This window comes from Nocardia sp. NPDC005978, from assembly GCF_040614455.1.
In the GTDB taxonomy this organism is placed as follows: Bacteria; Actinomycetota; Actinomycetes; order Mycobacteriales; family Mycobacteriaceae; genus Nocardia.
Window position 1 is genome coordinate 51814 of record NZ_JBEXUS010000022.1, and the last position, 25056, is coordinate 76869.

The 25056-nt window shown below is 69.0% G+C and carries 20 protein-coding genes, 1 tRNA gene and 1 pseudogene; 10 read left to right on the plus strand and 12 right to left on the minus strand.

The window, feature by feature from the left end; translation table 11 throughout:
* Positions 1–19 precede the first annotated feature (19 nt).
* The 5 genes from ABZ319_RS12940 to ABZ319_RS12960 form a co-directional block, all read right to left on the minus strand.
* Positions 20–4921: an NAD-glutamate dehydrogenase gene (locus ABZ319_RS12940; protein ID WP_354986561.1), complete on the minus strand. Its 4902-nt coding sequence runs from the start codon at positions 4919–4921 to the stop codon at positions 20–22.
* A 308-nt stretch (positions 4922–5229) separates the two neighbouring features.
* A complete protein-coding gene (ettA, locus tag ABZ319_RS12945; RefSeq protein ID WP_354986562.1) occupies positions 5230–6906 on the minus strand; it encodes an energy-dependent translational throttle protein EttA in 1677 nt (558 codons plus the stop codon).
* A gap of 10 nt (positions 6907–6916) precedes the next feature.
* Entirely contained in the window at positions 6917–7366 is a 450-nt protein-coding gene (locus ABZ319_RS12950) for a single-stranded DNA-binding protein (RefSeq protein WP_354986563.1), read from the minus strand.
* A gap of 122 nt (positions 7367–7488) precedes the next feature.
* Positions 7489–8463, minus strand: coding sequence for a threonine/serine dehydratase (locus ABZ319_RS12955; RefSeq protein ID WP_354986564.1), 975 nt, complete (start codon positions 8461–8463; stop codon positions 7489–7491).
* Positions 8460–10499: a cytochrome c oxidase assembly protein gene (locus ABZ319_RS12960; protein ID WP_354986565.1), complete on the minus strand. Its 2040-nt coding sequence runs from the start codon at positions 10497–10499 to the stop codon at positions 8460–8462. Before ABZ319_RS12960 ends, ABZ319_RS12955 begins: the two co-directional genes overlap by 4 nt.
* A gap of 204 nt (positions 10500–10703) precedes the next feature.
* Between ABZ319_RS12960 and ABZ319_RS12965 the strand changes: the two genes are divergently transcribed.
* Positions 10704–10777 (plus strand) — tRNA-Arg (locus ABZ319_RS12965).
* A gap of 561 nt (positions 10778–11338) precedes the next feature.
* Positions 11339–11773: a hypothetical protein gene (locus tag ABZ319_RS12970; protein WP_354986566.1), complete on the plus strand. Its 435-nt coding sequence runs from the start codon at positions 11339–11341 to the stop codon at positions 11771–11773.
* A gap of 335 nt (positions 11774–12108) precedes the next feature.
* On the opposite strand, the pseudogene ABZ319_RS12975 reads toward ABZ319_RS12970, so the two are convergent.
* Positions 12109–12574, minus strand: a pseudogene (locus tag ABZ319_RS12975) (DUF6328 family protein); the annotation flags it as partial.
* Between the two features lie 169 nt (positions 12575–12743).
* Between ABZ319_RS12975 and ABZ319_RS12980 the strand changes: the two are divergent.
* Positions 12744–13061: a hypothetical protein gene (locus ABZ319_RS12980; protein ID WP_354986567.1), complete on the plus strand. Its 318-nt coding sequence runs from the start codon at positions 12744–12746 to the stop codon at positions 13059–13061.
* A gap of 211 nt (positions 13062–13272) precedes the next feature.
* Positions 13273–13488, plus strand: a complete 216-nt coding sequence (locus tag ABZ319_RS12985) for a hypothetical protein (protein WP_354986568.1) — start codon at positions 13273–13275, stop codon at positions 13486–13488.
* Between the two features lie 89 nt (positions 13489–13577).
* On the opposite strand, the gene ABZ319_RS12990 is transcribed toward ABZ319_RS12985, so the two are convergent.
* A complete protein-coding gene (locus ABZ319_RS12990; RefSeq protein ID WP_354986569.1) occupies positions 13578–14615 on the minus strand; it encodes a beta-ketoacyl-ACP synthase III in 1038 nt (345 codons plus the stop codon).
* Positions 14616–14715: 100 nt separating this feature from the next.
* Here ABZ319_RS12990 and ABZ319_RS12995 point away from each other — a divergent pair, with 100 nt between their 5' ends.
* The 3 genes from ABZ319_RS12995 (at position 14716) to ABZ319_RS13005 (ending at position 16913) form a co-directional block, all read left to right on the plus strand.
* Positions 14716–15297 carry a TetR/AcrR family transcriptional regulator gene (locus ABZ319_RS12995; RefSeq protein WP_354986570.1) on the plus strand — a complete coding sequence of 194 codons (582 nt, stop codon included), beginning with the start codon at positions 14716–14718 and terminating at the stop codon, positions 15295–15297.
* A 142-nt stretch (positions 15298–15439) separates the two neighbouring features.
* On the plus strand, positions 15440–16261 hold the full coding sequence (locus ABZ319_RS13000) for an alpha/beta hydrolase (protein WP_354986571.1): 822 nt from the start codon (positions 15440–15442) through the stop codon (positions 16259–16261).
* A 40-nt stretch (positions 16262–16301) separates the two neighbouring features.
* Entirely contained in the window at positions 16302–16913 is a 612-nt protein-coding gene (locus ABZ319_RS13005; RefSeq protein ID WP_354986572.1) for a dihydrofolate reductase family protein, read from the plus strand.
* 36 nt (positions 16914–16949) lie between these two features.
* On the opposite strand, the gene ABZ319_RS13010 is transcribed toward ABZ319_RS13005, so the two are convergent.
* Positions 16950–17417: a hypothetical protein gene (locus ABZ319_RS13010; RefSeq protein ID WP_354986573.1), complete on the minus strand. Its 468-nt coding sequence runs from the start codon at positions 17415–17417 to the stop codon at positions 16950–16952.
* 309 nt (positions 17418–17726) lie between these two features.
* Between ABZ319_RS13010 and ABZ319_RS13015 the strand changes: the two genes are divergently transcribed.
* Positions 17727–18311, plus strand: a complete 585-nt coding sequence (locus tag ABZ319_RS13015) for a hypothetical protein (protein WP_354986574.1) — start codon at positions 17727–17729, stop codon at positions 18309–18311.
* Positions 18312–18378: 67 nt separating this feature from the next.
* Entirely contained in the window at positions 18379–18720 is a 342-nt protein-coding gene (locus tag ABZ319_RS13020; RefSeq protein ID WP_354986575.1) for a hypothetical protein, read from the plus strand.
* 2 nt (positions 18721–18722) lie between these two features.
* On the opposite strand, the gene ABZ319_RS13025 is transcribed toward ABZ319_RS13020, so the two are convergent.
* From ABZ319_RS13025 to ABZ319_RS13040, 4 genes are all read right to left on the minus strand, one after another.
* Positions 18723–20363, minus strand: a complete 1641-nt coding sequence (locus ABZ319_RS13025) for a hypothetical protein (protein WP_354986576.1) — start codon at positions 20361–20363, stop codon at positions 18723–18725.
* 152 nt (positions 20364–20515) lie between these two features.
* Positions 20516–20701: a hypothetical protein gene (locus tag ABZ319_RS13030; RefSeq protein ID WP_354986577.1), complete on the minus strand. Its 186-nt coding sequence runs from the start codon at positions 20699–20701 to the stop codon at positions 20516–20518.
* 243 nt (positions 20702–20944) lie between these two features.
* Complete coding sequence (locus ABZ319_RS13035; RefSeq protein WP_354986578.1) at positions 20945–21853, minus strand: LysR family transcriptional regulator; 909 nt, start codon at positions 21851–21853, stop codon at positions 20945–20947.
* A 74-nt stretch (positions 21854–21927) separates the two neighbouring features.
* Positions 21928–22509 carry an HD domain-containing protein gene (locus ABZ319_RS13040; RefSeq protein ID WP_354986579.1) on the minus strand — a complete coding sequence of 194 codons (582 nt, stop codon included), beginning with the start codon at positions 22507–22509 and terminating at the stop codon, positions 21928–21930.
* A gap of 220 nt (positions 22510–22729) precedes the next feature.
* Between ABZ319_RS13040 and ABZ319_RS13045 the strand changes: the two genes are divergently transcribed.
* Positions 22730–24991, plus strand: a complete 2262-nt coding sequence (locus ABZ319_RS13045) for a protein kinase (RefSeq protein ID WP_354986580.1) — start codon at positions 22730–22732, stop codon at positions 24989–24991.
* The last annotated feature ends 65 nt before the right edge of the window (positions 24992–25056 follow it).

A 25056-nucleotide genomic window follows, 5' to 3' on the forward strand; every position in this document is an offset into this window, starting at 1 on the left:
TTCAGCGAATCGACACTCGTCAACGCGGTACCTCCGATTGGGCTCCCACCCCGCTCACCATGCTGCGCACCTGCCGCGCCGCGACCGACAGCGTGGCGAGGTCGTGGGTTCCTGATTCGAACAATTCCGAGAGGGCAGCGCGGGCGCGACCCAGCCGGGACTGATTTTTCGACTCCCAGTATGCAATTTTCTCCTCGGCTGTCTCCTCCGGGTCACCGCCGGAGAGCACATCGAGGGTCAGCGAGCGCAGGGAGCCGTACATGTCGTCGCGCAGCGCGAGCCGGGCCAGCGCGTGCCAGCGATCACCGCGCTCGAGGTGGCTGACCGCCTGCAACAGCCAATCGATCTTGAGGTGATCGTTGAGCGCGTAGTACAGCGCGCCCACCTCCGCACCGTCGCGATCGGTGATGTCGGCGATATCGATCACATCGAGCAGGGGGAACAGATTCAGCAGCGCGAACACCTCGGTCGCCAGATCCGCGGGCGCGCCCTGATCGATGAGGGTCTGCGACTGCCCGTGCAGGTTGTCGATGTGATGCCCGCGCAGCCAGCCCTGCACCTGCGGTGCGAGTTCGGCGACCTCGCGCGTGTACCGGTGGATCTCCGCGCCGACCGCGATGGGCTGCGGCCGGTTGTTGAGCAGCCAGCGCGAGGCCCGATCCAGGGTGCGCTTGGTCTCGAGCTCGAGGATGTCCTGAACCGCGGTGGACACCTCGGCCGCGCGAATGCGCTCCCAGATCGAGTGCAGGCCGAAGATCTGGGTCGCCGCGGTGAAGGCGCGCACCGAATCCGACGCGGTCGCGCCGATCTCCTCGTTGAGGCGATGGGCATAGGTGATGCCGCCCAGATCCACCACCTCGTTCACCAGCATGGTGGTGGTGATCTCGCGGCGCAGCCGATGCTTCTTGATGGCCGCGCCGAAGCGGGTGCGCAGCGCGGTCGGGAAGTAGTGCGGCAGCCGGGCCGAGAAGTACGGGCTGTCCGGCAGATCACCGGCGAGCAGGTCGGACTTGAGCGAAAGCTTGACGTGCGCCATGAGATTCGACAGCTCGGGCGAAGTCAGGCCGATGCCGAGTTCGGTGCGGTGCTTGATCTCGGCGTCGTTGGGCAGCGCCTCGAGCTCACGGTCGACCCCGCGCCGCTCCTCCAACTCCTCGATGACGCGCTTGTGCACGTTCAGCATGCGCGGCGCCTCGGCCCGCGACAGGCCCATCAGGAAGTTCTGGGACACGTTGTCCTGCAACACCAGTGCGGCGACCTCGTCGGTCATCGAGGCCAGCAGCGGATTGCGCTCGGACTCGGGCAGCTGCCCGCCCGACACCACGCCGTCCAGCAGCACCTTGATATTGACCTCGTGGTCCGAGCAGTCCACGCCGGCGGAGTTGTCCAGCGCGTCGGTGTTCATCTTGCCGCCGTGCAGGCAGAACTCGATGCGGCCGAGCGCGGTCGCGCCGAGATTGCCGCCCTCGCCGATCACCTTGACGCGCAGGTCCTTTCCGCTGACGCGGATGGCATCGTTGGATTTGTCGCCGACCTCGGCGTTGGTTTCGGCGGCCGACTTGATGTAGGTGCCGATGCCGCCGTTCCAGAGCAGCTGCGCCGGGGACTGCAGGATCGCGCGCATGAGTTCGGGCGGGGACAGCGCCGTCACGTCGTCGGCCAGGCCCAGGGCCGCGCGGGCCTGCGCGCTGACCGGAACCGATTTCACCGTGCGGTCCCAGACGCCGCCGCCCTCGCTGATGAGCGAGCGGTCGTAGTCGGCCCAGGACGAGCGCGGCAGCGCGAACATGCGCTCGCGCTCGGCGTAGGAGGTCGCCGCGTCGGGATCGGGGTCGAGGAAGATGTGCCGGTGGTCGAATGCCGCGACCAGGCGGATGTGCCGGGACAGCAGCATGCCGTTGCCGAACACGTCACCGCTCATGTCGCCGATGCCGACGACGGTGAAATCCTGCGTCTGGGTGTCGATGTCCATCTCGGCGAAGTGCCGCTTGACGCTTTCCCACGCGCCGCGCGCGGTGATGCCCATGGCCTTGTGGTCGTAGCCCACCGATCCGCCGGAGGCGAAGGCGTCGCCCAGCCAGAAGCCGTAGTGCTCGGCCACGGCGTTGGCGATGTCGGAGAACGTGGCGGTGCCCTTGTCGGCGGCGACGACCAGGTAGGTGTCGTCCCCGTCGCGGCGGCGAACCCGGTGCGGCGGAATGACTTCGCCGGTGCCGCGATCCACGTTGTCGGTGACGTCGAGCAGGCCGGAGATGAAGGTGCGGTAGCAGGCCACGCCCTCGTTCTGCAGCGCCTGCCGGTCGGCGACCGGATCGGCGGTGGCGGCCGGCGGCTGCTTGACCACGAACCCGCCCTTGGCGCCGACCGGGACGATGACGGCGTTCTTCACCGCCTGGGCCTTGACCAGGCCCAGGATCTCGGTGCGGAAATCCTCCAGGCGGTCCGACCAGCGCAGGCCGCCGCGCGCGACCGGGCCGAAGCGCAGGTGCACGCCCTCCACCCGGGGCGAGTACACGAAGATCTCGAATTGCGGTCGCGGCTTGGGGAGTTCGGCGATCTCGCGCGGCTCCACCTTGAACGAGAGGTAGTGCCGCGACTGGCCTTCGGCGTCGGTGACGTAGTAGTTGGTGCGCAGCGTCGCCTTCATCAGGCCGAGGATGGCGCGCAGGATGCGGTCCGCGTCCAGGCTCACCACCTCGTCGATGCGATGGCGCACCGCGCCTTCCAGATCGCGGGCGTGTTCGTCGTCGGCGGAGTCGGGATCGAACAGCGCGGCGAACAGGTCGACGAACATGCGGGCGGCGTCCGGGTAGGCCAGCAGCACGCGGGTGATATTGGCCTGGCTGTACGGGAATCCGGCCTGCTGCAGGTATTTGGCGTAGGCGCGCAGGATCGACACCGCGCGCCAGTCCAGGCCGCCGCGCAGCACGAGCTCGTTGAGTCCGTCGGCTTCGGCGTAGCCGTACCAGAGCGCCTCGAACGCCTCGGTGAAGCGCTCGCGTAAGCCGCGCACGTGATCGTCGAGGGCGGCCATGCGGGCGGAGGATTCCACCAGTTCGGCGTCCAGGTTGCTGTCCAGCGCGCTGCGCAGCAGCTCCGGGCGGGCGAGCAGGCCGAAATCGTAGATCCACTGTTCGGAGCCGCGGCCCAGCTCGATCTGGTGCGGGCGTTCGTCGATCACCTCCACGCCCAGGCTCTGCAGCACGGGCAGCACCTGACTCAGCGAGATGCCGGTGCCGCCGATGTAGAGGGTGAAGCGCCAGGAACCCGGATCGGAATCGGCGCGCCGGTACAGATGCTGCTCGATCCCGCCTTCCCGAAGTCCTTGCAGCCGAACGATATCGGCCAGGGCCCGGGAGGACTTGAAGTCCTCCTTGTAGCTCTCGGGGAAGGCGTCGGCGTAGCGCTGCACCACCGCCGGATCCACCGTGGTGGAGTTGGCGACCGCGTCGCGCAGGTGGTCGTCCCAGGTGCGGCTGGCCTCGGCGAGCAGGTGCTGGATGCGCAGCCGGTTCGGCTCGGAGGTGTCGGCCGCACCGCCCTGATCCGGCAGGCGGACCGTGAAATACACACTCGCCAGGTCACTTTCGGAGACTCTGGCCGAATAGTCGATCGAGTCGGCGGCGAGTTCGCGGACCAGGATGTCCTGCATCTCGAGCCGGACCCGGGTGGTGTAGCGATCGCGCGGCAGGTACACCATGCAGGCCACGAAGCGGCCGTAGGTGTCCATGCGCATGAAGAGCCGAACCTGCCGCCGCATACCGACATTCAGGACCTGGCTGGCGGTCCGGCGCAGGGTGTCGCCGTCGGAGGAGAACAGCTCGGTGCGCGGGAACGACTGGATGACCTCGAGCATCTCCTGACCGGAGAACGAGTCCAGGTCGAATCCGCTGGACTCGATGATCGAGTGCACCCGGCCCTCGATGACCGGGATGTCCAGGACGTTCTCATGCAGCGCGGTGACGGTGAAGACGCCGATGAACAGGTGGACGCCCAGCACCGTGCCGTCGGTGTCGATGGCGGCCACGCCGACGAAGTACGGGTAGACCGCGCGGTGCACGGTGGCGGGCACCAGGCCCTGGGTGAGCATCAGCAGCGGCTGATCGCCGCTGTTGTCCGGTACCCGGAAGTCGGTGCCCACGTTGGGCCGCAGCACGCCGAGACTGGTGCCGGGCACGATGGTCGACTTGGGGTGACCGTCGATCGAGGTGCGCTCGTAGCGGGCGTAGCCGAGCACGGTGAAGTGCCCGTCGGCCAGCCAGTGCAGCAGGTTCGCGCAATCGGTGAGATCGCTTGCGGGGTAGGGGGATGTGCCCGCGGCCACCGCCGCGACGAGTTCGCCGGCAACCTGTTCCTGCGCCTTGCGCATGGCGCTGGTGTCCTCGATGACCTGGCGGACGTCGGTGAGCACGTCGGGCAGCGTGGTCTCGACCTTCTCCAGCAGTTCGCGACTGACGGAGGGGTGCAGCTGCAGATGCATCCAGGATTCGCGCAGGCCGGTGGCGCCGTTGCCGTCGACCTCGTGCGGCACGGCGGTTTCCAGCAGGCCGTCACCGTTGCGGGTGACCTCGAAGATGGGGTGTACGACCTCGCTCAGGCTCACGCCCATGCGGCTCAGGAAGGAGGTGACCGATTCCACCAGCAGCGGCATGTCATCGGTGACCAGCTGCACGGCGGCGCCGAGATCGGTGTCGTCATCGTGGTGGTACACACGCACATTGGCGGTGCCGGGCACGCGCTTGACCGCGAGATCCACGTGGCAGCGGAAGATCTGGGTGGAGGTCGCGGGCACCGCGCAGTCGGCGTCGCCCGCGTCGACGTGGCGGAAGTACGCCTCCTCGAGCGATACGAGGTTGCCGCGCAACGAGTCGGGCAAACTCGCAGCCCATGCCGCGCTAGACAATTCGGACGAGACCGTCATTTCGCCAACTCCCGGGGATTCGGTTTCCGCAATCAAGTGACGCCGGTCCGAGAGTAGCTGGGCACCGGGAGTGCCGGGCTCAATTTCTCCCAATGTCACTACGCGTCGCACACTTCGGACAAACCGGACGGTACGGCGCTAGCTATGACTGACCGAAATTACCAGGTCGCACACGACAAACCTTGCACCAAAAGAGAATTCACGCAATAAGGCGAACGCGTGAACGCCGAGTTCGCTCTTCGATTGCCGTTCACCCGGGGGCCAACGAGTGGCCCCCGGCAAACAGCGGGCAGCGTTTCGCGGAATTCTTATCCGCGAGTCAGCTTGCGATGGGTGACACGATGCGGGCGCGCCGCCTCCTGGCCCAGTCGCTCGATCTTGTTGGCCTCGTAGGCTTCGAAGTTGCCCTCGAACCAGAACCAGGCCGCCGGATTGTCGTCGGTACCCTCCCACGCCAGGATGTGGGTGCAGGTGCGGTCCAGGAACCACCGGTCGTGGGAGATGACCACGGCGCAGCCGGGGAAGTTCTCCAGCGCGTTCTCCAGCGAGCCCAGGGTTTCGACGTCGAGGTCGTTGGTGGGCTCGTCGAGCAGGATCAGGTTGCCGCCCTGCTTGAGGGTCAGCGCGAGGTTCAGGCGGTTGCGCTCACCACCGGAGAGCACCCCGGCCGGCTTCTGCTGATCCGGGCCCTTGAAGCCGAACGCCGAAACGTAGGCGCGCGAAGGCATTTCCTGATTGCCGACCTGGATGAAGTCCAGACCGTCGGAGACGACCTGCCACACATTCTTGTTCGGGTCGATGCCGGCGCGGTTCTGATCGACGTAGCTGAGCTTGACCGTGTCGCCGACCTTCACCGTGCCGCTGTCGACCTGCTCCAGCCCGACGATGGTCTTGAACAGCGTGGACTTACCCACACCGTTCGGGCCGATGACACCGACAATGCCGTTGCGCGGCAGGGTGAACGACAGATCCTTGATGAGCTGGCGATCGCCGAAGCCCTTGTCCAGGTTGTTCACCTCGACCACGATGCTGCCCAGGCGCGGACCCGCGGGGATCTGAATCTCCTCGAAGTCCAACTTGCGCATCTTGTCGGCCTCGGCGGCCATTTCCTCGTAGCGACCCAGGCGCGCCTTGTTCTTGGCCTGCCGTGCCTTGGCGCCGGAGCGGACCCAGGCCAGCTCGTCCTTGAGGCGCTTCTGCAGCTTCTGGTCCTTCTTGCCCTGCACCTCGAGGCGCTCGGCCTTCTTCTCCAGGTAGGTGGAGTAGTTGCCCTCGTAGGGGAAGGTGCGGCCGCGGTCGAGCTCGAGGATCCACTCGGCGACGTTGTCCAGGAAGTACCGGTCGTGGGTGACCGCGAGGACGGCGCCGGGGTACTTGGCCAGGAACTGCTCCAGCCACAGCACCGATTCGGCGTCGAGGTGGTTGGTGGGCTCGTCGAGCAGCAGCAGATCGGGCTGGCTCAGCAGCAGCTTGCACAGCGCGACGCGGCGGCGCTCACCACCGGAGAGGTTGGTGACCGGCTCGTCCGGCGGCGGGCAGCGCAGTGCGTCCATGGCCTGCTCGAGCTGGGAATCGACATCCCATGCGTCGGCGTGGTCGAGCTCCTCCTGGAGCTTGCCCATCTCCTCCATGAGTTCATCGGAGTAGTCGGTGGCCATGAGCTCGGCGATCTCGTTGAAGCGATCCAGCTTCACCTTGATCTCGCCGAGGCCCTCCTCGACATTGCCGCGAACGGTCTTTTCCTCGTTGAGCTCCGGCTCCTGCATGAGGATGCCGACGGTCGCGCCCGGCGCGAGCCAGGCATCGCCGTTGTTCGGCTGGTCCAGTCCGGCCATGATCTTCAGGACGCTCGACTTACCCGCGCCGTTCGGGCCGACGACACCGATCTTGGCACCGGGAAGGAAGTTCAAGGTCACATTGTCGAGCACGACCTTGTCGCCATGCGCCTTTCGAACCTTGGTCATCTGGTAAATGAACTCAGCCATATGGGCAAGCCTAACTGTGTTGAGTTGCCGGTTCTCCGGCGCGGTCGGCATCGGTGGGCGGCTGTGACGCCGGGTCGGGAAGGTCGGCGTGGCCGAAGTGTTTGCGCTGGACGGGAGCGACGCAACGGCCCAGGTCGGGCCCGAGAGCGGTGGCGCGCATCTCGAGGTCGGTGCGCTCCACGCCGTCCCGCGTCGTGTACTCGTTCGAGCGCAGTTGACCGTAGGCGATGATCGGATCGCCGCGTTGCAGGGACGCCTCGACGCCCTCGGCGAAGCGCTGCCGCCAGCAGGTGACGGTGAGGTAGAGGGTGCCGCCGTCGACCCACGCGCTGTGCGAGGCGTCGTAGCGGCGGGTGGTGCTGGCCAGCCGGAAACTGAGCATCTGCTCGCCGCTGGGCAGTTGCCTGCGCACCGGATGCGTGACCACCCGCCCGATCACGGTGGTGTTGGCCTCGTACATCGCTGTCCCCCTCGCTGTTTCGCCGGTCTCGCTGTCCCCTCCAGCGTGACCCCCGGCACGCCGCCGCACCAGCGGCTATGTCAGATTGTGGACAACCCGCGAGCTTGTGGACAACGAACGAATCAGAGTGTGGCGAGGTCGGTGTTCGCGCCGCACAGGACGATGACCGGGCGCTCCCCCGGCGCCGGGACGTACACCCCGCTCTGGACGGCGGCCAGCGCCGTCGCGCCGGCGGGCTCGACCACGATGCGGAATTCGCGCCACAGGTACTCCCGGGCCATGACGATGGCGTCGTCGCTGACCAGCAGCGAGCGCACCTGGTAGCGCTGGGCGACCTCCATGGCGATCGCGCCGATCCGGTTCGCGCCCAGCGCGTCCGAGGCCACGCTCGACACGTCGACGTCCACCGGACGGCCCGCGGCCAGCGCGGCGTGCAGGGTCGGCGCGCCCTGCGGCTCCACGCCGATCACGCGGCCGCGCAGGCCCAGCGCCACCGCGATCCCGGCCACCAGTCCGCCGCCGCCGACCGCGACCAGCACCGGCGGTCTGCCGCGCACCTGCTCCTCGATCTCCAGTCCGACCACGCCCGCGCCCGCCACTATCTCGGGCAGGTCGTAGGCGTGCAGCTGCATCGCACCGCGCTCACCGGCGAGTTTGCAGGCGTAGCGGTGCGCCTCGGCGTAAGTGGTTCCGTGCCACAGCACTTCGGCCCCGTGCGACCACATGGCCGCGACCTTGGTGTGCGGCGCGGATTCGGGCACCACCACCGTGCAGGACAGTCCGCGCAGCGCGCTGGCCAGTGCCGCGGCGATCCCGGCGTTGCCGCCGGAGGCGATCACCACCTTGCCGGTGCGCGAGTCCGATTGCAGCAGGGCGTTGAGGCAGCCGCGCACCTTGAAGGTGCCGCCGTGCTGCAGGTGCTCGAGCTTCAGCGTGACCGGGATCGGACCGCGCGGGCCCAGGACCTCGGTGTGGAACACCGGCGTCTTGCGGGTGTGCCCGAGCAGCAGCCTGCGCGCGCGGCGCACATCGGATCGATAGAGCCGCTTGATCTTCCGTGCCCGGCTGTCGGGCGGTGCGGGACAGCAGTCACTCACTTGCGAACCTCTCGATCACGACGGGCCAGCTCGGCGTACATGGCGTTGTACGCGGCCAGATCCGCGTCGTCGTCACGCTCGGCGGCGCGATCCAGCCGGGTGGCCAGCCGCTTGTCACTGCGCGACCACTGGATGAGCAGCGCCAGCATCACCACCACCAGCGGGATCTCACCGCTGGCCCACGCGAGGCTACCGCCGGTGTGCTGATCGTCGAGCAGGTTGCTGTTCCAGTCCAGGCCCAGCCCGCGATAGAACCAGCCGCCCAGCACCGCGGTCATGCTCATCAGCGCGATGCCGAAGAAGGCGTGGAAGGGCAGCGAGCCGAAGACCATGCCGAGCTTGGCCAGCGGCTCGACCTGACGCGGTTTGGGGTCGATGCCGATGACCACCCAGTAGAAGAGGTACCCGCTGAGCAGGAAGTGGAAGTTCATCAGCAGATGCGCGCCGTGCGAGCCGACGAACTGATCGAACACCCCGCCCAGATAGAGCACGTAGAAACCGGCCACGAAGAAGACCGAGGCCACCACCGGCTGGGTCATGAAGCGGGACACCGGATTGTGCACCCCGGCCATGATCCACTCGCGGGGCCCGGGCGGGGCGTCGCGGCCCGCGGGCGGCAGCGCGCGCAGGGCCAGCAGCACCGGGCCGCCCAGGGCGAACAGGATCGGCGCGAGCATCGACAGCATCATGTGCTGGCCCATGTGCACGCTGAACATGGCCGGGGCGTAGCGGCCGATGCCGGAGCTGGTGCCGATCAACAGCACCGCGCAACCGGACAGCCAGGCGATGGTCCGCCCGATCGGCCAGGCGTCGCCCCGGGCGCGCAGGCGCAGGACGCCGCGCAGGTAGAGCACGGCCAGCACCAGCGCGAGGGTGCCGAAGATCAGGTCGAAGCGCCAGTCGAACAGCAGGCGCGCGGCGGTGGGCGGACCGGCCAGGTTGTAGCCGATCTCGACCTCGGACGGGGTGGGCACCACGCGCAGATCCGGCGGCGGGGTGCGGCCGAGGCCGACCGCGATGCCGAAGGTGGCCGCGAAGATCAGCGCCTCGACGCCGGCGAAGCGGATCAGCGCGCCGCGATCGGCGGGGTCGCGTTCCAGGGCGGGCAGCGCGCGCCGGCGCTGCATGAGCCCGATCAGGCCGAGCAGCAGCAGGGCGGCGGTCTTGGCCAGCACCAGCCGGCCGTAGGTCGAGGTGAACAGTTCGCCGAACGGCACCCGCACCCAGGCGTTGATCACGCCGCTGATGGCGATGACCACGAACGCGATCGTGGCGACCTTGGAGAAACGCCGGGCGGCCAGGCCCGTGTACTTGCCGTCGCGCAGCGCGTAGGCCAGGACCGCGAACAGCCCGCCGACCCAGAAGCAGGCGGCCAGCAGGTGCAGGATGAGGCTGTTGGTGGCGATGTCGTGCGCGCCGCCCGAGGACGAGTGCCCGGTGAGCGCGACCGGCAGCAGCGAGACGATGGAGAGCACGAGCAGCACCGGGGTCCAGCCCCAGCGCAGGGCGATGCGGCAGCCGACGGCCAGGGCGAGCACGAAGAACACGGTGTAGCGCCACGATCCGGCCACGTCGACCTGATTCGCCGCGCGCCACACCGATTCCGGGCGCAGGGAGTCCAGGAAGGGTTGCCCGGTGGTGTCCGACAGGGTCAGCGGAACCAGCAACGCGGCGGACCCGGCCCACACCAGCGCGGCGTTCCCGGCGCGGCGCAAGGCCCGGTAGCCGCCGACGTCGAGCACCCCGTTGGCCTGCGGCGGCACGAAGAACGCCGCGAACAGCAGCGATCCGACCGCTATCGCCGCGGCGAGATCGGCGACCGCGCGGACCGCGGGCAGACCGTACGTGGTGAGCGGTCCCGGGTCGGGAATCCCCAGCAAACTCAGGGCCTGCGAGGCCGAAAGCCCCACCACCAGCGCCGCCGCCACCGCGGCCATCGCACCGGCCAGCGCGGTGATGACCGTGAACGTCACCCCCGATCCCGACCGATGCGCCTGAACCTCAGCTGCTGCGGGCGAGTCCTGCGGTGACGACATACGCTCAGGGTAGTTCGGAGCGGGGGTCCGGACTTCCCGGGGGTTTACGGTCCTGCGGTCTGCACTACCGGCCCGACGCGCCGATCGGTTGCTAGCTAAGCGCCCTTACCTAATCTGGACGCTCGCTATACTCAACGCGCTGGACACCGCGCCCGATATGGGTAATGGTGTTTGGTGGCCGCATCGCCCACGATGCACCGCGCTGCCTCCGTAGCTCAGTTGGATAGAGCAAGGGCCTTCTAATCCCTAGGTCGCAGGTTCGATTCCTGCCGGGGGCGCCGAGACCTCTGACCTGTGCCCACAAGCCAGGCTCAGAGGTACCCGTCTCGCGCGTCCACCAAACCGCAAGCGCGCCAGCCCTTCCCCCGCGCCCCGGCGAGCCGCCACGCCGCACGCCACCATCCGCGCGCGAATCCTCCGCCCCCGATGCGACCTTGCCCACACCGCGTCCGCACCCCGCCCCGGGACCGCACCGGCCCCGCGCGCCACGCCCGAGCCCGATACCGACAAATCATCGATACGGCAACGACCCCTTCACCGAATTCCGCCCGCCATTCCGAACCCCGAGATCATTTCCGGCCGGCCCGCGAAGAAGTAACGAACTACTCGCTGCGCGATCTGCGCGCGGAGACCCCCTGGGGCAAGGCTCGCGTGGACCGCCACGGGCGGATCGCAGGGGCGCACCGCGCAGGATAGGCGAATCGGGGTGACGGAAAGGCCAATTCGGTTAGGGTGCGAAGTAGTTCGCATATTCGGAATTCACCCTTGTTGAAACAAGGGCATTTCACTACTCTTCGGATCGAGTGATCGCCTGGTCACCGGGAAGAAGTAGTGGAGATATGACGAAACTTTCGATCGGAACCCTGGCCGCGGTGGGGCTGACCGCCGCATTGGCGCCCGTGCTGCTGGCCGCGCCCGCGTCGGCGCAGGTGACCGGCGCCAAGGTCGAGGGGGCCGAGACCGGCAAGGACTGCGTCGTCGGGGCGACCGCCTGCCGGATCGTCGTGACGGTGTCGGGCGCGGACGCGACCAGCCCGGTGACCATCACGGCCAACGGGGCCGTCGTCGCCAGCGCCGTCACCCCCAGCGCCGGCTCGGTGAACGTGCCGTGGACGCCGCCGGCCAACGGTAAGTACGAGATCACCATTACCCAGGGCACCGCGACTTCGACGCTGTCCGTGGGTGTTCCGGGGCGCGCGGAGAGCAACACCGCGCTGCCGGGCGGGATCACCGACATCATCAAGGCGCTGACGGGTTCGGCCGGCGCCAAGTAGGACCCGGAACGGGCGCGAACGCCCCGCCCCGGTCGCCCATGACGGGCCCTGCCGCTCCCCCGGAGCGACAGGGCCCGTTGTCGTGCGCGCGCAGGACCGATGTCGCACCCTCGCCATTCCTCGCGGTACTTCGCCTTCGGATCTCGGAGACCGCCGGATCCCGGCGCCCCTCCGAATCAGGGCGGACCGTCTCGGGTTCCCGGCGCGGAACGTCGCGGGTCGTCGGCACTGTTCACCGAATGCACCGGGCCGCACCATGCCTGGCCGGCCCGGATGGATCCGGCGACCCCGGCGTCGTCGCGTGCCGGTCCCGCCGGATGCGCACGCCGTTGCCACAGCGGGCGCACCATCCAGATGACGGCGAAGATGAGCGCGAAACACACCCCGGCCGCCACACCCGCGACCGCACCCGCGACCGCGTCGAAGATCAGCGCGGCGACGCCGGTGAGGGTGATGCCGAGCAGGCACAATCCCGCGATGGCGTAGCGGTGCGCGGTCTGCACCACGTCGGCGCAATCGATGCCGCCGGAACAGGATTCGGTGTGCGGCGACGGGCGCGGTGACACAGACCGTCGCGGCCAGCGAGGCCGCCATGACCACCAGATACAGCACGCGCCACGGTTCGGAGAGATCCGCGAATCTACTCTGGAACGGCAGGGTGACCAGAAACCCGGTCAGCAGTTGCACCCCCGTCTGCACCACCCGCAATTCCTGCATCAGGCTGTTCCAATTGCGGTCCAGCCGTTCGATTTCGGTCTCGTCGCGGTCCTCGCGGGCCGGGCTGTCGTCAGCGCCGCGCACGGGTCGAGTCTCGGGCCGCGACGATCGGGCCGGTGTCGAGCATGGTCCGACCTCCTTCATCGGACCCGAAATACCCGTACCGCCCCAAACCAATCCGGGCTATTCGGGCGAATGCCCCGCGTTTGATCGAGAGCCGCGGGGGAAATGCGGAGCCATGAACAGTCATCGAATGCGACGCCGCCGGGCGCCCATGGTGTTGTCCGGACTGCTGGCGGTACTGCTGCTCGGTGCCTGCACCGAGGCGGAGGAGATCGTGAACAAGGGCGGGGACACCCCCTGTAGCGAATTCACCGAGCAGTCGCGCGACAAGCAGCGCATCACGGTGCGCAAGTACCTCGAGAAGGACGGCTCCACCTCGGACCCGAGCCCGGACAGCGTCGACGCCTCGATCACCGCCATCGGCCTCATGTGCGAAGCGCAGGCCAACCCGGACACCCCGATCAGCAACGCCGATCTGACCGGAATTCTTGTCCCCAAGAAGAACTGAGCGCCGCGCCGCCCGGGGGACAGCCGGGGATTCGCCCGAATTCGGGCCGGTTCGCGGACACCACGTCCGCATCATGGACCTCATCGGTGACTCGAGCCGCGAAACGCCCAAGCGACCGGCACGAATACATACCGCTGGACCACTGACTTTTCGTGCCAAGACCGACCACAACCGTCGATCACCGGCACTTTCACGGCTAGCGTTGCGACCCATGCAGGGACCCGACGCCCAGCGCTTGCTGGCGGAGATTCTGAATCGCTACGGAACTCTTGATGCCTTCATCAACAGTCTGCGGCACGGCGCCGATCGTCCCACCACGGAGTTGCCCCGAATCACGGAGGCGGACATAGCCGGACGGGCGCAGCCGCTGTTCGCGCCGATCGTCGCGACGCCGCTGGGCGGGGGTAGGCACGCCCGCCCGGACTGAACTCGAAACACCTTCCGACACCGAAACATTCACCCCGGGCCCCGGCGCGATCACCTCGCACCGGGGCCCGTTCCGCGTACGGCCGCGGGTCAGGAGATGGCGGGCAGGGTGATGACCTGACCCGCGTAGGCGAGCCCGGCGCCGAAGCCGAGCAGCAGCGCGGTGTCGCCGGGCTTGGCCGCACCCGAGCGCAGCAACTGTTCCATCGCCATGGGAATCGAAGCGGCGCTGGTGTTTCCGGTTTCCACGATGTCGCGGGCCACCGCGATGCTCTCCGGCATGTGCAGCGCGCGGAGCAGCGCGTCGGTGATGCGGCTGTTGGCCTGGTGTGGCACGAAGGCGTCGAGATCCTCGACGGAGACGCCCGCCTTGTCCAGCGCGTCCCGGCACGCCTTCTCCAGGAAGGTGACGGCCCAGCGGAACACCGCAGTCCCGTTCATCCGGATGTAGGGCCGCACCGTGGTCCCGCCGCTCGCCTCGGCGGCGGCCACCTCGGCGAAGTACTGCGCGAAGTCCTTGTCCTGCTTGATGGCGGCGGTCTGGCTGCCGTCCGAACCCCAGGCCACCGGTCCGATGCCCTCGGTCTCGGACGGTCCCACCACGACCGCGCCCGCGCCGTCCGCGAAGATGAACGCGCAGGTCCGGTCGCTGGTGTCGAGCAGGTCCGAGAGCCGCTCCACGCCGATGACCAGCACGTACCGCGCCTGCCCCGCGCGCACCAGGGCCGCGGCGTTGCCGAGGGCGTAGCAGAAGCCCGCGCAGCCGGCGGAGACGTCGTAGGCCGCGGTGTCCTGCATGCCGAGTTCGGTCGCGACGACCGCGCCCGCCGAGGGCCCGAGCACCATCTGCGAGGAGGTCGCGAGCACGACCGCGTCGATCTGCTCGGCGGTGATGCCCGCTGCGGTGAGGGCAGCACGCGCGGCGGCGGTGCTCATGGAGACGATGGTCTCGTCCGGATCGGCCCAGTGCCGGGCCTCGATGCCGGAACGGGTTCGGATCCATTCGTCCGAGGAGTCGATGCGGTCGACGATCTCGGAATTGGGGACTACCCGGCGGGGTCGATAGACGCCCAGGCCGAGGGTGGCGGCATGGGTCACCGGGGCTGCGGTGGCGATGTGGGCGGGCATGAGGTTCCTCTCCGAATGAACCGATCGGTTCACAGAGATACGTCTAACATGAACCGATCGGTTCAAGCAAGGGTTGACGGTAAAAGTTGGAGGACCATTCATGACTGCGGGACCGCGGGCTCGGCTGATCGCGAGCACGATCGCGACGGTGCAGGAGCACGGCGTGCACGCGGCGGGCCTCAGTGAACTGCTCAAGCGCAGCAACGCCTCACGAAACTCGCTCTACCAGCACTTCCCGGCCGGCAAAGGGGAACTCGTCGAGGCGGCCGCGCGCATCGTGTCCCGGGTCGTGTACTCGCACGTCAGCCGGATGGCCGACGCGCTGGCCACCGCCACCTCCCCCGAACGCTGGCTCGACGACCTGCTCGCCTTCTGGCGGCTCGAGCTCGAGTCCAGCGACTATCGCGCCGGATCCTTCATGATGGCCGCGGCCCTGGACGAACTCGATCCGACCGTGCAGTCCGCCGCGGGCCAGGCCTTCGCCGAATGGACCGCCCGCCTGGCCGACGGGCTGGTGAACGCCGGCATCGACCGCGCCACCGCCTGCTCGCTCTCGGGCCTGCTGCTCTCGGTCATCGAGGGCGCGATCGTGCAGTCCCGAGCGCTGAAATCGAGCCACCCCTTCGACGACGCCCGCAACCAGCTCGCCGTGCTGCTGCGCCATCACCTCGCGAACGACTGACCCAACGATCCGACCCAACGATGTGACCCAGGTCACGGCCGCGACTTCGAATCCTTCCGATGAATCCCGGAATCGGCCGCCGTCTCAACATCCGACGGCACAACAACTTTGGCCGCAGGTATTCGAAGAAAGGCATCCGACAATGGAGACCATCGTTACTCCGGCGGGCAACACCATCGCTTTCGATCGCGTCGAGGGCGGCACGGCCGGAACGGTGATTCTGATCGGCGGGGCCTTCAGCTACCGGGAGTTCCCGAAAATGGTGGAACTGGCCCGGCGACTGGCCGACGACTACGGCCTGACCGTGGTCAATTACGACCGCCGCGGGCGCGGCGACAGCACCGACACCCCGGGCGTGTACGACGCCGACAACGAGATCGCCGACCTCGCCGCCCTGGTGAGCGCCGTCGGCGGCCGAGCCGCGCTGTTCGGCTGGTCCTCGGGCGCGGGACTCGCGCTGCGGGCGGCGGCGTCGGGCCGGATTCCCGGCATCACCAAGGTGGTGGCATTCGAACCGCCGTTCGTGGTGAATCACGAGAACTTCGTGCCCCGTGCGGAACTGGCGGCCACGCTGCACTCGCTCATCAAGGAGAACAAGCGGGCCGAGACGGTGAATTTCTACATGACGAACGCCATGGGGATTCCCCGATTCTTCACCGCCGTCATGCGCTTCACCCCGATGTGGAAGAACCTGCTCGCCACCGCGAATTCGACCGCGCACTGCTGGGCGGTCATGGAGCCGTACATGCGCGGCGAGGCGCTGCGCGCGGCGGATTGGGCCGGCGTGACCGTCCCGACGCTGGTCATTTCCGGCGGCAAGAGCGACAAACTGCTGCGCGTCGCCGCCGGCGCCATTACCGAGGTGCTGCCCGACGCGCGCCACGTGGAATTGCCGAAGCTGAGCCACAATCCGAACATCGCGATGCTGACCCCGCCCGCGGGCGAATTCCTCGTATCCGCCTGATTTCCCACATCCCACCCCTCGACTTTCAAGGAGCATTTCGATGCGCAAGATCACCGCCGGCCTCTTCATCTCCCTCGACGGCGTCATCGGCGAACCCCAGGATTGGCATTTCCCGTATTTCAACGACGAGATGGGCGCGGCCGTCGGCGCCCAACTGGCCACCGCGGACACCCTGCTCATCGGCCGGGTGACCTACGACAGCTTCGCGGGCGCGTGGCCGGATCGCGAGGCCGCGGGCGGGGCGGACGCGGGTATGGCCGCGGCCCTGGGCGATGCCCGCAAGATCGTTGTCTCGCATCAGGATCTGGACTTCACCTGGCGAAATTCCGAACAGCTGAAGGGCGATCTGATCGAGGGCGTACGCGAGCTCAAGGCGCAGCCCGGGGCCACCGACATCGCCATGAGCGGTTCGCCGTCGATCGTGCGCCAGTTGCTGGCCGCCGGGCTCATCGACGAACTGCACCTGCTGGTACACCCCCTGGTCGTGAACACGGGTCTGCGCCTGTTCACCGAGGGCGAGTCGATTCCGTTGCGACTGATCTCCGCGCAGCCCTTCGAAACCGGTGTGCTGCACCTGATCTACGGCCCCGGCCCGACGCGGTCCGGCGACTACGACGACGCCAAAGCACATCTGCCGCAGGCGGATCAGTAGCGAGCGGGGCAGCAGCGGGAGGCCGCCACCGGCCTCTCAGTGCTGCCCGGACGCGCGCCAGCTCTCCGGATCCAGCACGCGCAACCCGCCCGAGGCCCGCACCCATTCGGTCGAGGTCCAGCTCCCGCACCAGTGCGGGCGGTTCACCCAGCTGAGCGATCGGGCGCCGGCCACATCCCCCGCCCGCACCTCCGGCGTGCACGGCGAGGCGACCAGGTAGGGCGTGCCCACCACCGCGGTGGGCGCCGGCAGCCGGGCGCACACCTGGTCGGCGGCCAGTGCGAGATCGGCCGCCATGACCACGCCGATGGGCAGCAGCGCGACCGCCCCGGCGTGCAGGACCACCGCCACCACCGCCCATTGCCGGAACGCATCGCCGTCGCCGTCGCCAACGGCGTCGAACCGGTCGAATCGCTCACCGCGTTGTGGCCCGGAACACGATGCCCGCCCCGGCGCATGATTGCCCGAATCACAACTGCCGCCGATGTTCTCGCTGGCGTACATATCGGCCCCCTCGGGCAGCTAGCAGCGGCGTCCGAGCCGCCCGGGGGCTGGAGCGAATCGGCGCGAACCCACCACGACCGGGGCGAACGCGGCCGCGGGAACGACCGCGACCGCGGTGGCCGCGAGTGAGGAATGTGGCTCATTCTATCGCCGCGACCCGGCGCGGCGAGATAAAACGTCTTGCCGCACAGGGGAATCCACACTGAGAACCAGTCGGTTTGCGACAAATCTCGCGAGAATTCGGGAGTCCATTGGCGTCCGCGGTACCCGGCGCGATAACTTGGACGGGTGATGAAGGAGACCGTATCCATGACGGCGGGAGCATGGCGGGCGGGCGACGGCACCGCGGTGCCGTTCCGTGAGGCGACAATTGCGTGGGCGCTGGCCGCGCACACCGAATTGGCCGAAACCGCAACGGGGTACGGACATTTCGTCACAGTCAACGAGCTGGCCGAGCGGGTGCAGGAAACCTCCGGCGTGCACACCAAGGCCCCGACCCGCACCTGGATGGACGCCATTCTGCGCAAAGTGGCCCGGCGCTGCCACAGCGCGGGCGAACCGCCGCTCTCGGCGCTGTGCGTCCGGCAGAACCATACGGTCGGCGACGCCTACAAGTACGTGCTCGAACTCGCGGGCCTGCCGATCCCGGACGACCTGGAATTGCACGCCGCCTACGCCCGGTGGCAGTGCTACCAGTTCTACGGCGCGCAGATCCCGGCCGACGGCGGGGTACCGCCGCTCACCCCCAAGGTCGCGGCCAAGCGCCGGATGACAATGGGCAAGGCCGCCGCCGCCCCCGTGCCGGAACCCGACCCCGAGCCCGTGCGCGCACCGGTGTGCTCGGACTGCTTCACCCAGCTGCCCGCCAACGGGGTCTGCTTCTATTGCGCGTGACGCACCGCGGCTGAATAACGCTGCCCAGCGGCACGAATGACCGTCGAACGCGCACTACACTGACGCTGTGCGCTTTCGACGGTTGGTGGCCGTGCCCGTGTTCGCCCTGCTGGTCCCGCTGGGTCTGTCCGCCTGCTCGGCCGAGGGGCCGGGCAGCAAGTCGGACTGCACCATCAGCGGCTGCACCATCACCTTCACCCGGGGCGTGAACGCCAAGGCCAGCGTGCTGGGGGTGGACGCCGAACTCGTTGCCGTGAACGGCAATACGGTGACGCTGAAGGTCGCCGGGCAGGAAGTCCGCGTTCCGGTCGGAGAGACCCAGCCCGCCGACGGCATGAACGTCACCGTCCAGGAGGTGACCACGGACCAGGTCGTGGTCAAGATCGCCTCCGGGATCCAGACCGGCTGAGTTCACGAGCCGCAGGTCACCGCGATCCCCGACACCCGCACCCGGGGATGCGGTTCGGCCAGGCAGGACCGGGCGCTGCCGTCCAACTCTCCCGCACCGAATTCCAGTGCGGCGCCCGCGATGACGCCGTTGCTATCGACACGGATGAGACTCCCGTTCGCACCGCTCACGCTGGTGCGCGCCACGGTGCCGCGCAGCACCGCTGTGTCACCGACGTTGATGATGTTGATGCCGTGCGCGGCGGCGCCCTCGATCACGGTGCCGCCGATATCGAAGGTCAGCGCGGACGTGGCCGGAACGCCTCCGGCCGGCGTGTAGGCGATGAGCCCGATGCCGTCGGCGCTGCAGCCACCGAAGCTGGAATCGGTCACGTGCAGCTCGGTGCGGGCATCCCGGCCGAAATTCGTTGTCACCAGGCAGGTTCCGAGGTTGGCCGGGATCAGCGAATTGAGGACGGCGGCCGGGAACTCCGAATGGTGCGCGCGCACGTTCTCCAGGGTGAGCGACTGTTGCGCCCCCTCGGTGCTGAGGTTGTAATTCTCGATGATGTCGCCGGTGACGTTCTCGAAACTGCTGTCGGTGACCCGCACCCGGCTCACGGGTGAGCCGTTGGTGCTCACGTATTCGAGGCCGTTGGCGGAGAAGTTCCCGTAGCCGTCGCGGAAGCGATTGTCGTCGATGGTGACATCCATGCGCGCCCGGCCCTCGGCGTTGATGAAGACCCCTTCGCTGTCCGCGATCTTGTTGAGCAGGGAAGACGCCGGCGAGGCGATCTCGCTCTGCGCGTTGCCGTTCAGCGTCGCGGTGAGCTGCGCGGAATCCCCGGCCTGCACCCCGAGCGCCAGCACCGACAGGTTCGCCGGCCCGAGGTTGATGGTGCGCAGGTCGTTTCCGGTGACCTCGGCGTGCACCCGGCTCGTGCCGTGCGCGCGCACGTCGATGCCGTCGCCGCAGGCGGTGTCGTGCACGCTGTTTCCCGCGATGCGGGTGAATCCCGCGCCGGCGGTGAAGTCGGTCATGATGGCGGCCCAGCCGTTGTCGAGGGTGATGAAGTCCGGCGCGGGCGGCAGGGCCACGCCGAACGGCAGGCCGGGCGGCAGGGTGAAGGGGCCGATCAGGAAGCCGTCCACGCAGCTTCGATTGGTCTGGGAGACATCGTTTCCGGTGATCACGGTGTCGACGGCGTCGTGGCCGTAGACGCCGCCGCGCTGCGCTCCCGCGATCACCAGATTGCCGACCTCGGTGCGCTCGGCCAGCCGGACCGCGTCGCCGTCGTTGGCGGCGGTGGTGTTGGTGATGCGGGGCAGGGCCGTACCCGCCGGGGCGCCGATGACGGCCGGGCCCTCGCCGCGCAGCCGCTGGCCGGGTTTGAGTGCGATGCCGCCGTCCAGCGGCGCGATATCGGGCGCGACCGCGCGCACCATGATGGTGTCCCCCGCTCGCGAAGCGGTTTCCACCGCCGCGAGTGATCCGAAAGGCGCGTCGCGGGTCCCGTCGCCGCCGATAGGAGCCGCCGCACTGACATACCAGGTGGTCGAATCCGGCTCGGCCCGAACGCTTGCCGCCGCGTGCGCACCGCAGGCCAGCAGGGTACAGACCAGTGCCGAGACGCGGGCGAAGCCGCCGCCGGCCGAAAGACTCATATGCGTTGCTCCGCGATGCAGATGGTGACCCGACGTGATGTCAAGCACCCTGCCAGCTCGTCCGCGGGCAAGCTATCCGGCAATATCCCAGGAAACGTCGTCGATACGCGGGCGGTCTGCACAAACTTCGCAAGTACCCCGTATCGAGGAGGCTACGGGCTACCGGTCTCCGGCTGCCGCGGGGGCAGCGGATCAGGCATTTCTTCCAGTTCCGCGAGCTGCAGATGGACGAAGGCGGCTATGCGGTGCCGGGCGCCGGCCGGTAGCCGTTCGATATCGGCCGCTGCCAGCACATTCGGGCCGAGCGGGGGTAGCTGAGGGGTTTCCGGCTCGGGCACACCGGCCACCACCTCCAGACGGGGTCGCGGTGCAGGTGAGGGACGGTCTGGCTCGTCCGAGTCTGCGGCGACGGCGGTTCGCACCATGTCGTGACCATAACCCCTAGGTCGCGGCAGCGGGACCTGTTGGCGCACTTGAGCCTTCACGCTGCGAACCCTGCGAGGAAACGGTAGGACGGCGAACGGGTGACGGATGAGACTGATGGGAATGGTGCGCTGGAAGTACGCTGAGCCGCAGGCGATTCACGCCGGGCGGCCGGCGATCGCGTACAGATCGCGCGCCGGGCCGGTGGGACGCTGGCCGCGCGGCCAGACCGCGCGCAGGGTGCGCTCGAGATCCAGACCCGTCACCTCGGGCGAGACCAGGGTGCCGTCCGCCAGTTCCCCGGCCACCGCCAGGGAACTGAGCACCGCGGGGGCGACGCCCTCGGCGACGGCGGTCTTGATGGCGGTGGTGGAGGACAGCTCGAGCACGACGGCCGGACTCCACGCCCCGATGGCCCGGGTCATGGCCTGTTCGAACGATATTCGGGTGCCCGAGCCGGGCTCGCGGTAGATGAGCGGGGTCCGGGCCAGTTCCGCGGCGCCGAGCGTGGGGCGCCGCGCCAGCGGGTGGCCCGGCGCGACCACCACCACCAGGCGGTCGCGCGCCACCGTGTGACTCTCCAGATCGCCCGGGACCTGCGGACTCTCCACGAAACCGATCTCCGCGCGGCCCTCGAGCACCGCTCGGCCGACGTCGGCGGAATTGCCCGACACCAGGGCGATCGAGGTGTCGGGCGCGCGCGAACGCAGGGCCACGAGCCATTTGGGGAACAGGTATTCGGCGATGGTCGCGCTGGCCGCCACCCGCAGTCGCGAATCACGCTGCCCGCGCAGGGTGTCTATGCCCGCGTCCAGGCGGGCGGCCGCGTCCACCACTTCGCGCGCCCATTCCGCGATCAGCGCGCCCGCCGCGGTCGGGCGGGAGCCGAGGGTGGTTCGCTCCAGCACCGGGACGCCCACGAGCTGTTCCAGGTACCGGATGCGGGAGCTCGCCGACGGCTGACTGATGCCGTGGGCCTTGGCCGCCCGCCCGAGACTCCCCTGCTCGATCACCGACAGCAGCAGCTCGAGCGCGGCCAGATCCGGGACCCGCGGCGACAGTGGCATAGATCGATCCTATGCCTCTCACCGCCAGGGCCTCGCGGCGGTGAGGTTGGCACGCCCGTGTACTCGACGCCGAATTACTCCGCGGCCGCGGCGACCCGCTCGATCAGCTGTCGCCACTCGCCGAGCGGCCGGACGGTCAGGCCGACTACCTTGCCCGCGTCGTCGGCGCGGCGCAGGGCCAGGGCCGCCTCGAAATCCGGGTCGGACTCGAAGGCCCGGCGTTCCGCGGCGGTCATGGGGCCGCCCTGGGCGACCAGGGTGCGCTGACTCGAGGGCGAGAGCGCCGCGGCGTGGGCCGGGTCGGCGGCCGCGAGGTAGCGCTTGGCGGTGACGTGCAGTTCCACCAGCCGGGCCACCCGATCCCCGAGGAGTCCGCGCACCGCGTCCGCGCCGTGCCGCCCGTGCCCGGCGTCGTCCCCGGGCACCAGCACGTGCCCGATGTCGTGCACCAGCCCGGCGACCTGGAGTTCGGCGTCGGCGGGGAAGCTCACGCGCAACAGTTCGGCGCACTGCCGGTCGTGGTCGAGGATGTCGACCGGGTCCCCACTGCGGTCGGGCATGTCCCACGCGTCCGCGCAGTCCGCCAGCAACGCCAGGAGTTCATCGACGGTCGCTACGCCGCGCGCGGTCTGACCGAATCCGTGTTCGCCGCTCATCGCCCCACTGTGCGCGACGTTCGTGAACGGGCGATGTCGGCGGCGTGGCGGCGCGGGTCGGACCCGGCCCGCCGCCGCGCACCGGGCCCGGCGGTCATCTCCGGCATGGCGTTATCACCCGCGAGCGCACACTCGATAACTCGACGACGGGGCCGTTGGCGGATGCGACGTGCGCACCGTTCCCTGACCGACTTCGGGCGAGCGGAAAGCAGGACGCGAGATGACCGGTGAGCACCGAACCATCGCGGTGGGCACGCGATTCGGCCCGTATCGGCTGGATCGGCTCATCGGCCGCGGCGGTATGGGCGAGGTCTATCAGGCGTACGACACGGTCAAGGACCGGACCGTGGCGATCAAGGTGCTGCCCGAGCGGCTGGCCCACGATCCGGTGTACCGGCAGCGATTTCAGCGCGAATCCCGGGCCGCGGCGCGCCTGCGCGAAGCCCACGTGATCCCGATCCACGACTACGGGGAGATCGAGGGCAGGCTGTTCATCGACATGCGCCTGGTCGACGGCGAGGATCTGCGCGACCTGCTCGACCGGGCCGGACCCGGGTCGCCCGAGCGCGCGGTGGGCATCGTCGAGCAGCTGGCCGCGGCCCTGGACGCCGCGCACGCGGACGGTCTGCTGCACCGGGATGTGAAGCCGGACAACATCCTGCTCACGCGCGACGGCTTCGCGTATCTGGTGGACTTCGGCATCGCGCAGTCGGCGGGCGACGAGGGACTCACCACCGACGGCGCGGCGGTCGGCTCGTTCCGCTACATGGCGCCCGAGCGCTTCAGCGCCCGCGACTTCACCCCCGCCGCGGACATCTACGGCGTGGCCTGCGTGCTGTTCGAATGCCTCACCGGCGCCAGACCTTTCACCGGCGACACCAACGTCCAGCTCATGCGGGCGCACCTGTTCGACACCGCCCCCGCACCGAGCGCCCTGCGCCCGGGAATCCCCGCCGCGCTGGACGCGGTGGTGGCCCGCGGCCTGGCCAAGAATCCCGCCGACCGCTTCCGCAGCGCGGGCGAACTGGCGGCCGAGGCCCGCGCGGCCCTCACCACGCCCGCGCGATCCACCTCCGCACGGCCGCATCCCACGTCGGTTCGCCCCGATTCGCCTGCCCCGCAGCCGGATCAACCGATGTCCGGCCGGCCGGGTGACCCCGCGCAGCCGGGGCGCCCCGGCCACGGCACGAATCCCACTGCCGCACAGACCTTCATGCGGCCCGGGGCCTCCGGCTCCACTCCGAAATTCACCGCCGCGCAGGGGGTCGTGGCACCGGGGCTTCCCAGCTCGGCGGCGAATCTCACCGCCGGACAGTCGTCCACGCGTCCGGATTCGCCCGCGCCGGCGAATCCCGGAACCACACCGGCAGCACCGGTACCGGCCGGGAGCACCGGATCCACGCCGGCGGACCAGCCCCCGCACCCCGGTCGCACCCGCCGAATCCTCACGCTGCTGGGCGTTTTCATCCTCGTCGCCGCGTCGCTCGGATTCGCGGGGTGGGCGGTGACCCGGCCCGGGCTCGCGGGGACGCCGGTGCCGGACAACACCGCGCTGAACGGTCCCGACGTCGAACTGCTCTCGATAGCGGCGGGAGCGGGCTACAAGCGGGTCAACTGTCAGCACGTGAACACCGACAACACCACGACCGCCGTGGTGTTCTGCGCCGCCAACCCCGACGCTTCCGCGCCCACCGCGCAGTTCTGGCGCTTCCGCACCGTCGAGCAGCTGCGGGACTACTACACCCAGATCTTCCTGGGCACCTTCCGGGGCACGAACTGCCCGCACGATCCGGCGGGCAGGGACGGCGTCTCGCTCGGGATCGACGGCAAGGCGGCGGGCAGGCAGACGTGCTTCGCCGATCGCACCGTCTACCCGGACGCGCCCCAGCCCAGCCTGGCGGTGACCAACGAATCAGCCTTGGCCCTGGCGGTTTTCAGCTGGGCGCGCCCCAGCGAATCCGCGCTGCGCGACTATGTGGCCAAGAACCATCATGGGCAGTTCGTCGCCCCGGAGTACGGCCTGGACCCCGACTTCTTCACCGACGCGGACCGCGATCTGCTCACCCGCGCCGAAAAGTCCTACACCCGAGCCAATTGCGTGCACTCGGATCCTCCGGTCGGCGCGGCGACGTCGGTGCTGGTCTGCTCGGGCCGGGTCGGCAGTCCCTTCGTGCAGATCCTCGGCCTGCCCGACGAACGCACCACCGCGGCCATCTATCAGGCCGATCTGGCCCAGTTCCCCGGCCGCGCGTGCGGCGGCGGCGCCTCCCCGGATGCGGAGTGGCGTAAAGCGGGCGCGGAGGTCGGCCGCTTCCTCTGCTACACCGACGCGAGCTACACCCCGGCGAAATCCTGTCTGCTGGCGGCACACAACGCCGCCCGCCTGATCTACGTGATCTGCGCGCAGGCCGCGGACGATCCGGAGAACGGGCCCAAGACCGAGGCCGAGTTGCAGGCCTGGTTCCTGCGCAACTTCGGCTGACATAGGTGATGCCGGGCTCCCTCCGCAGCTGGGAGCCCGGCACCGGTCGGCACCGGTGTGGGCGG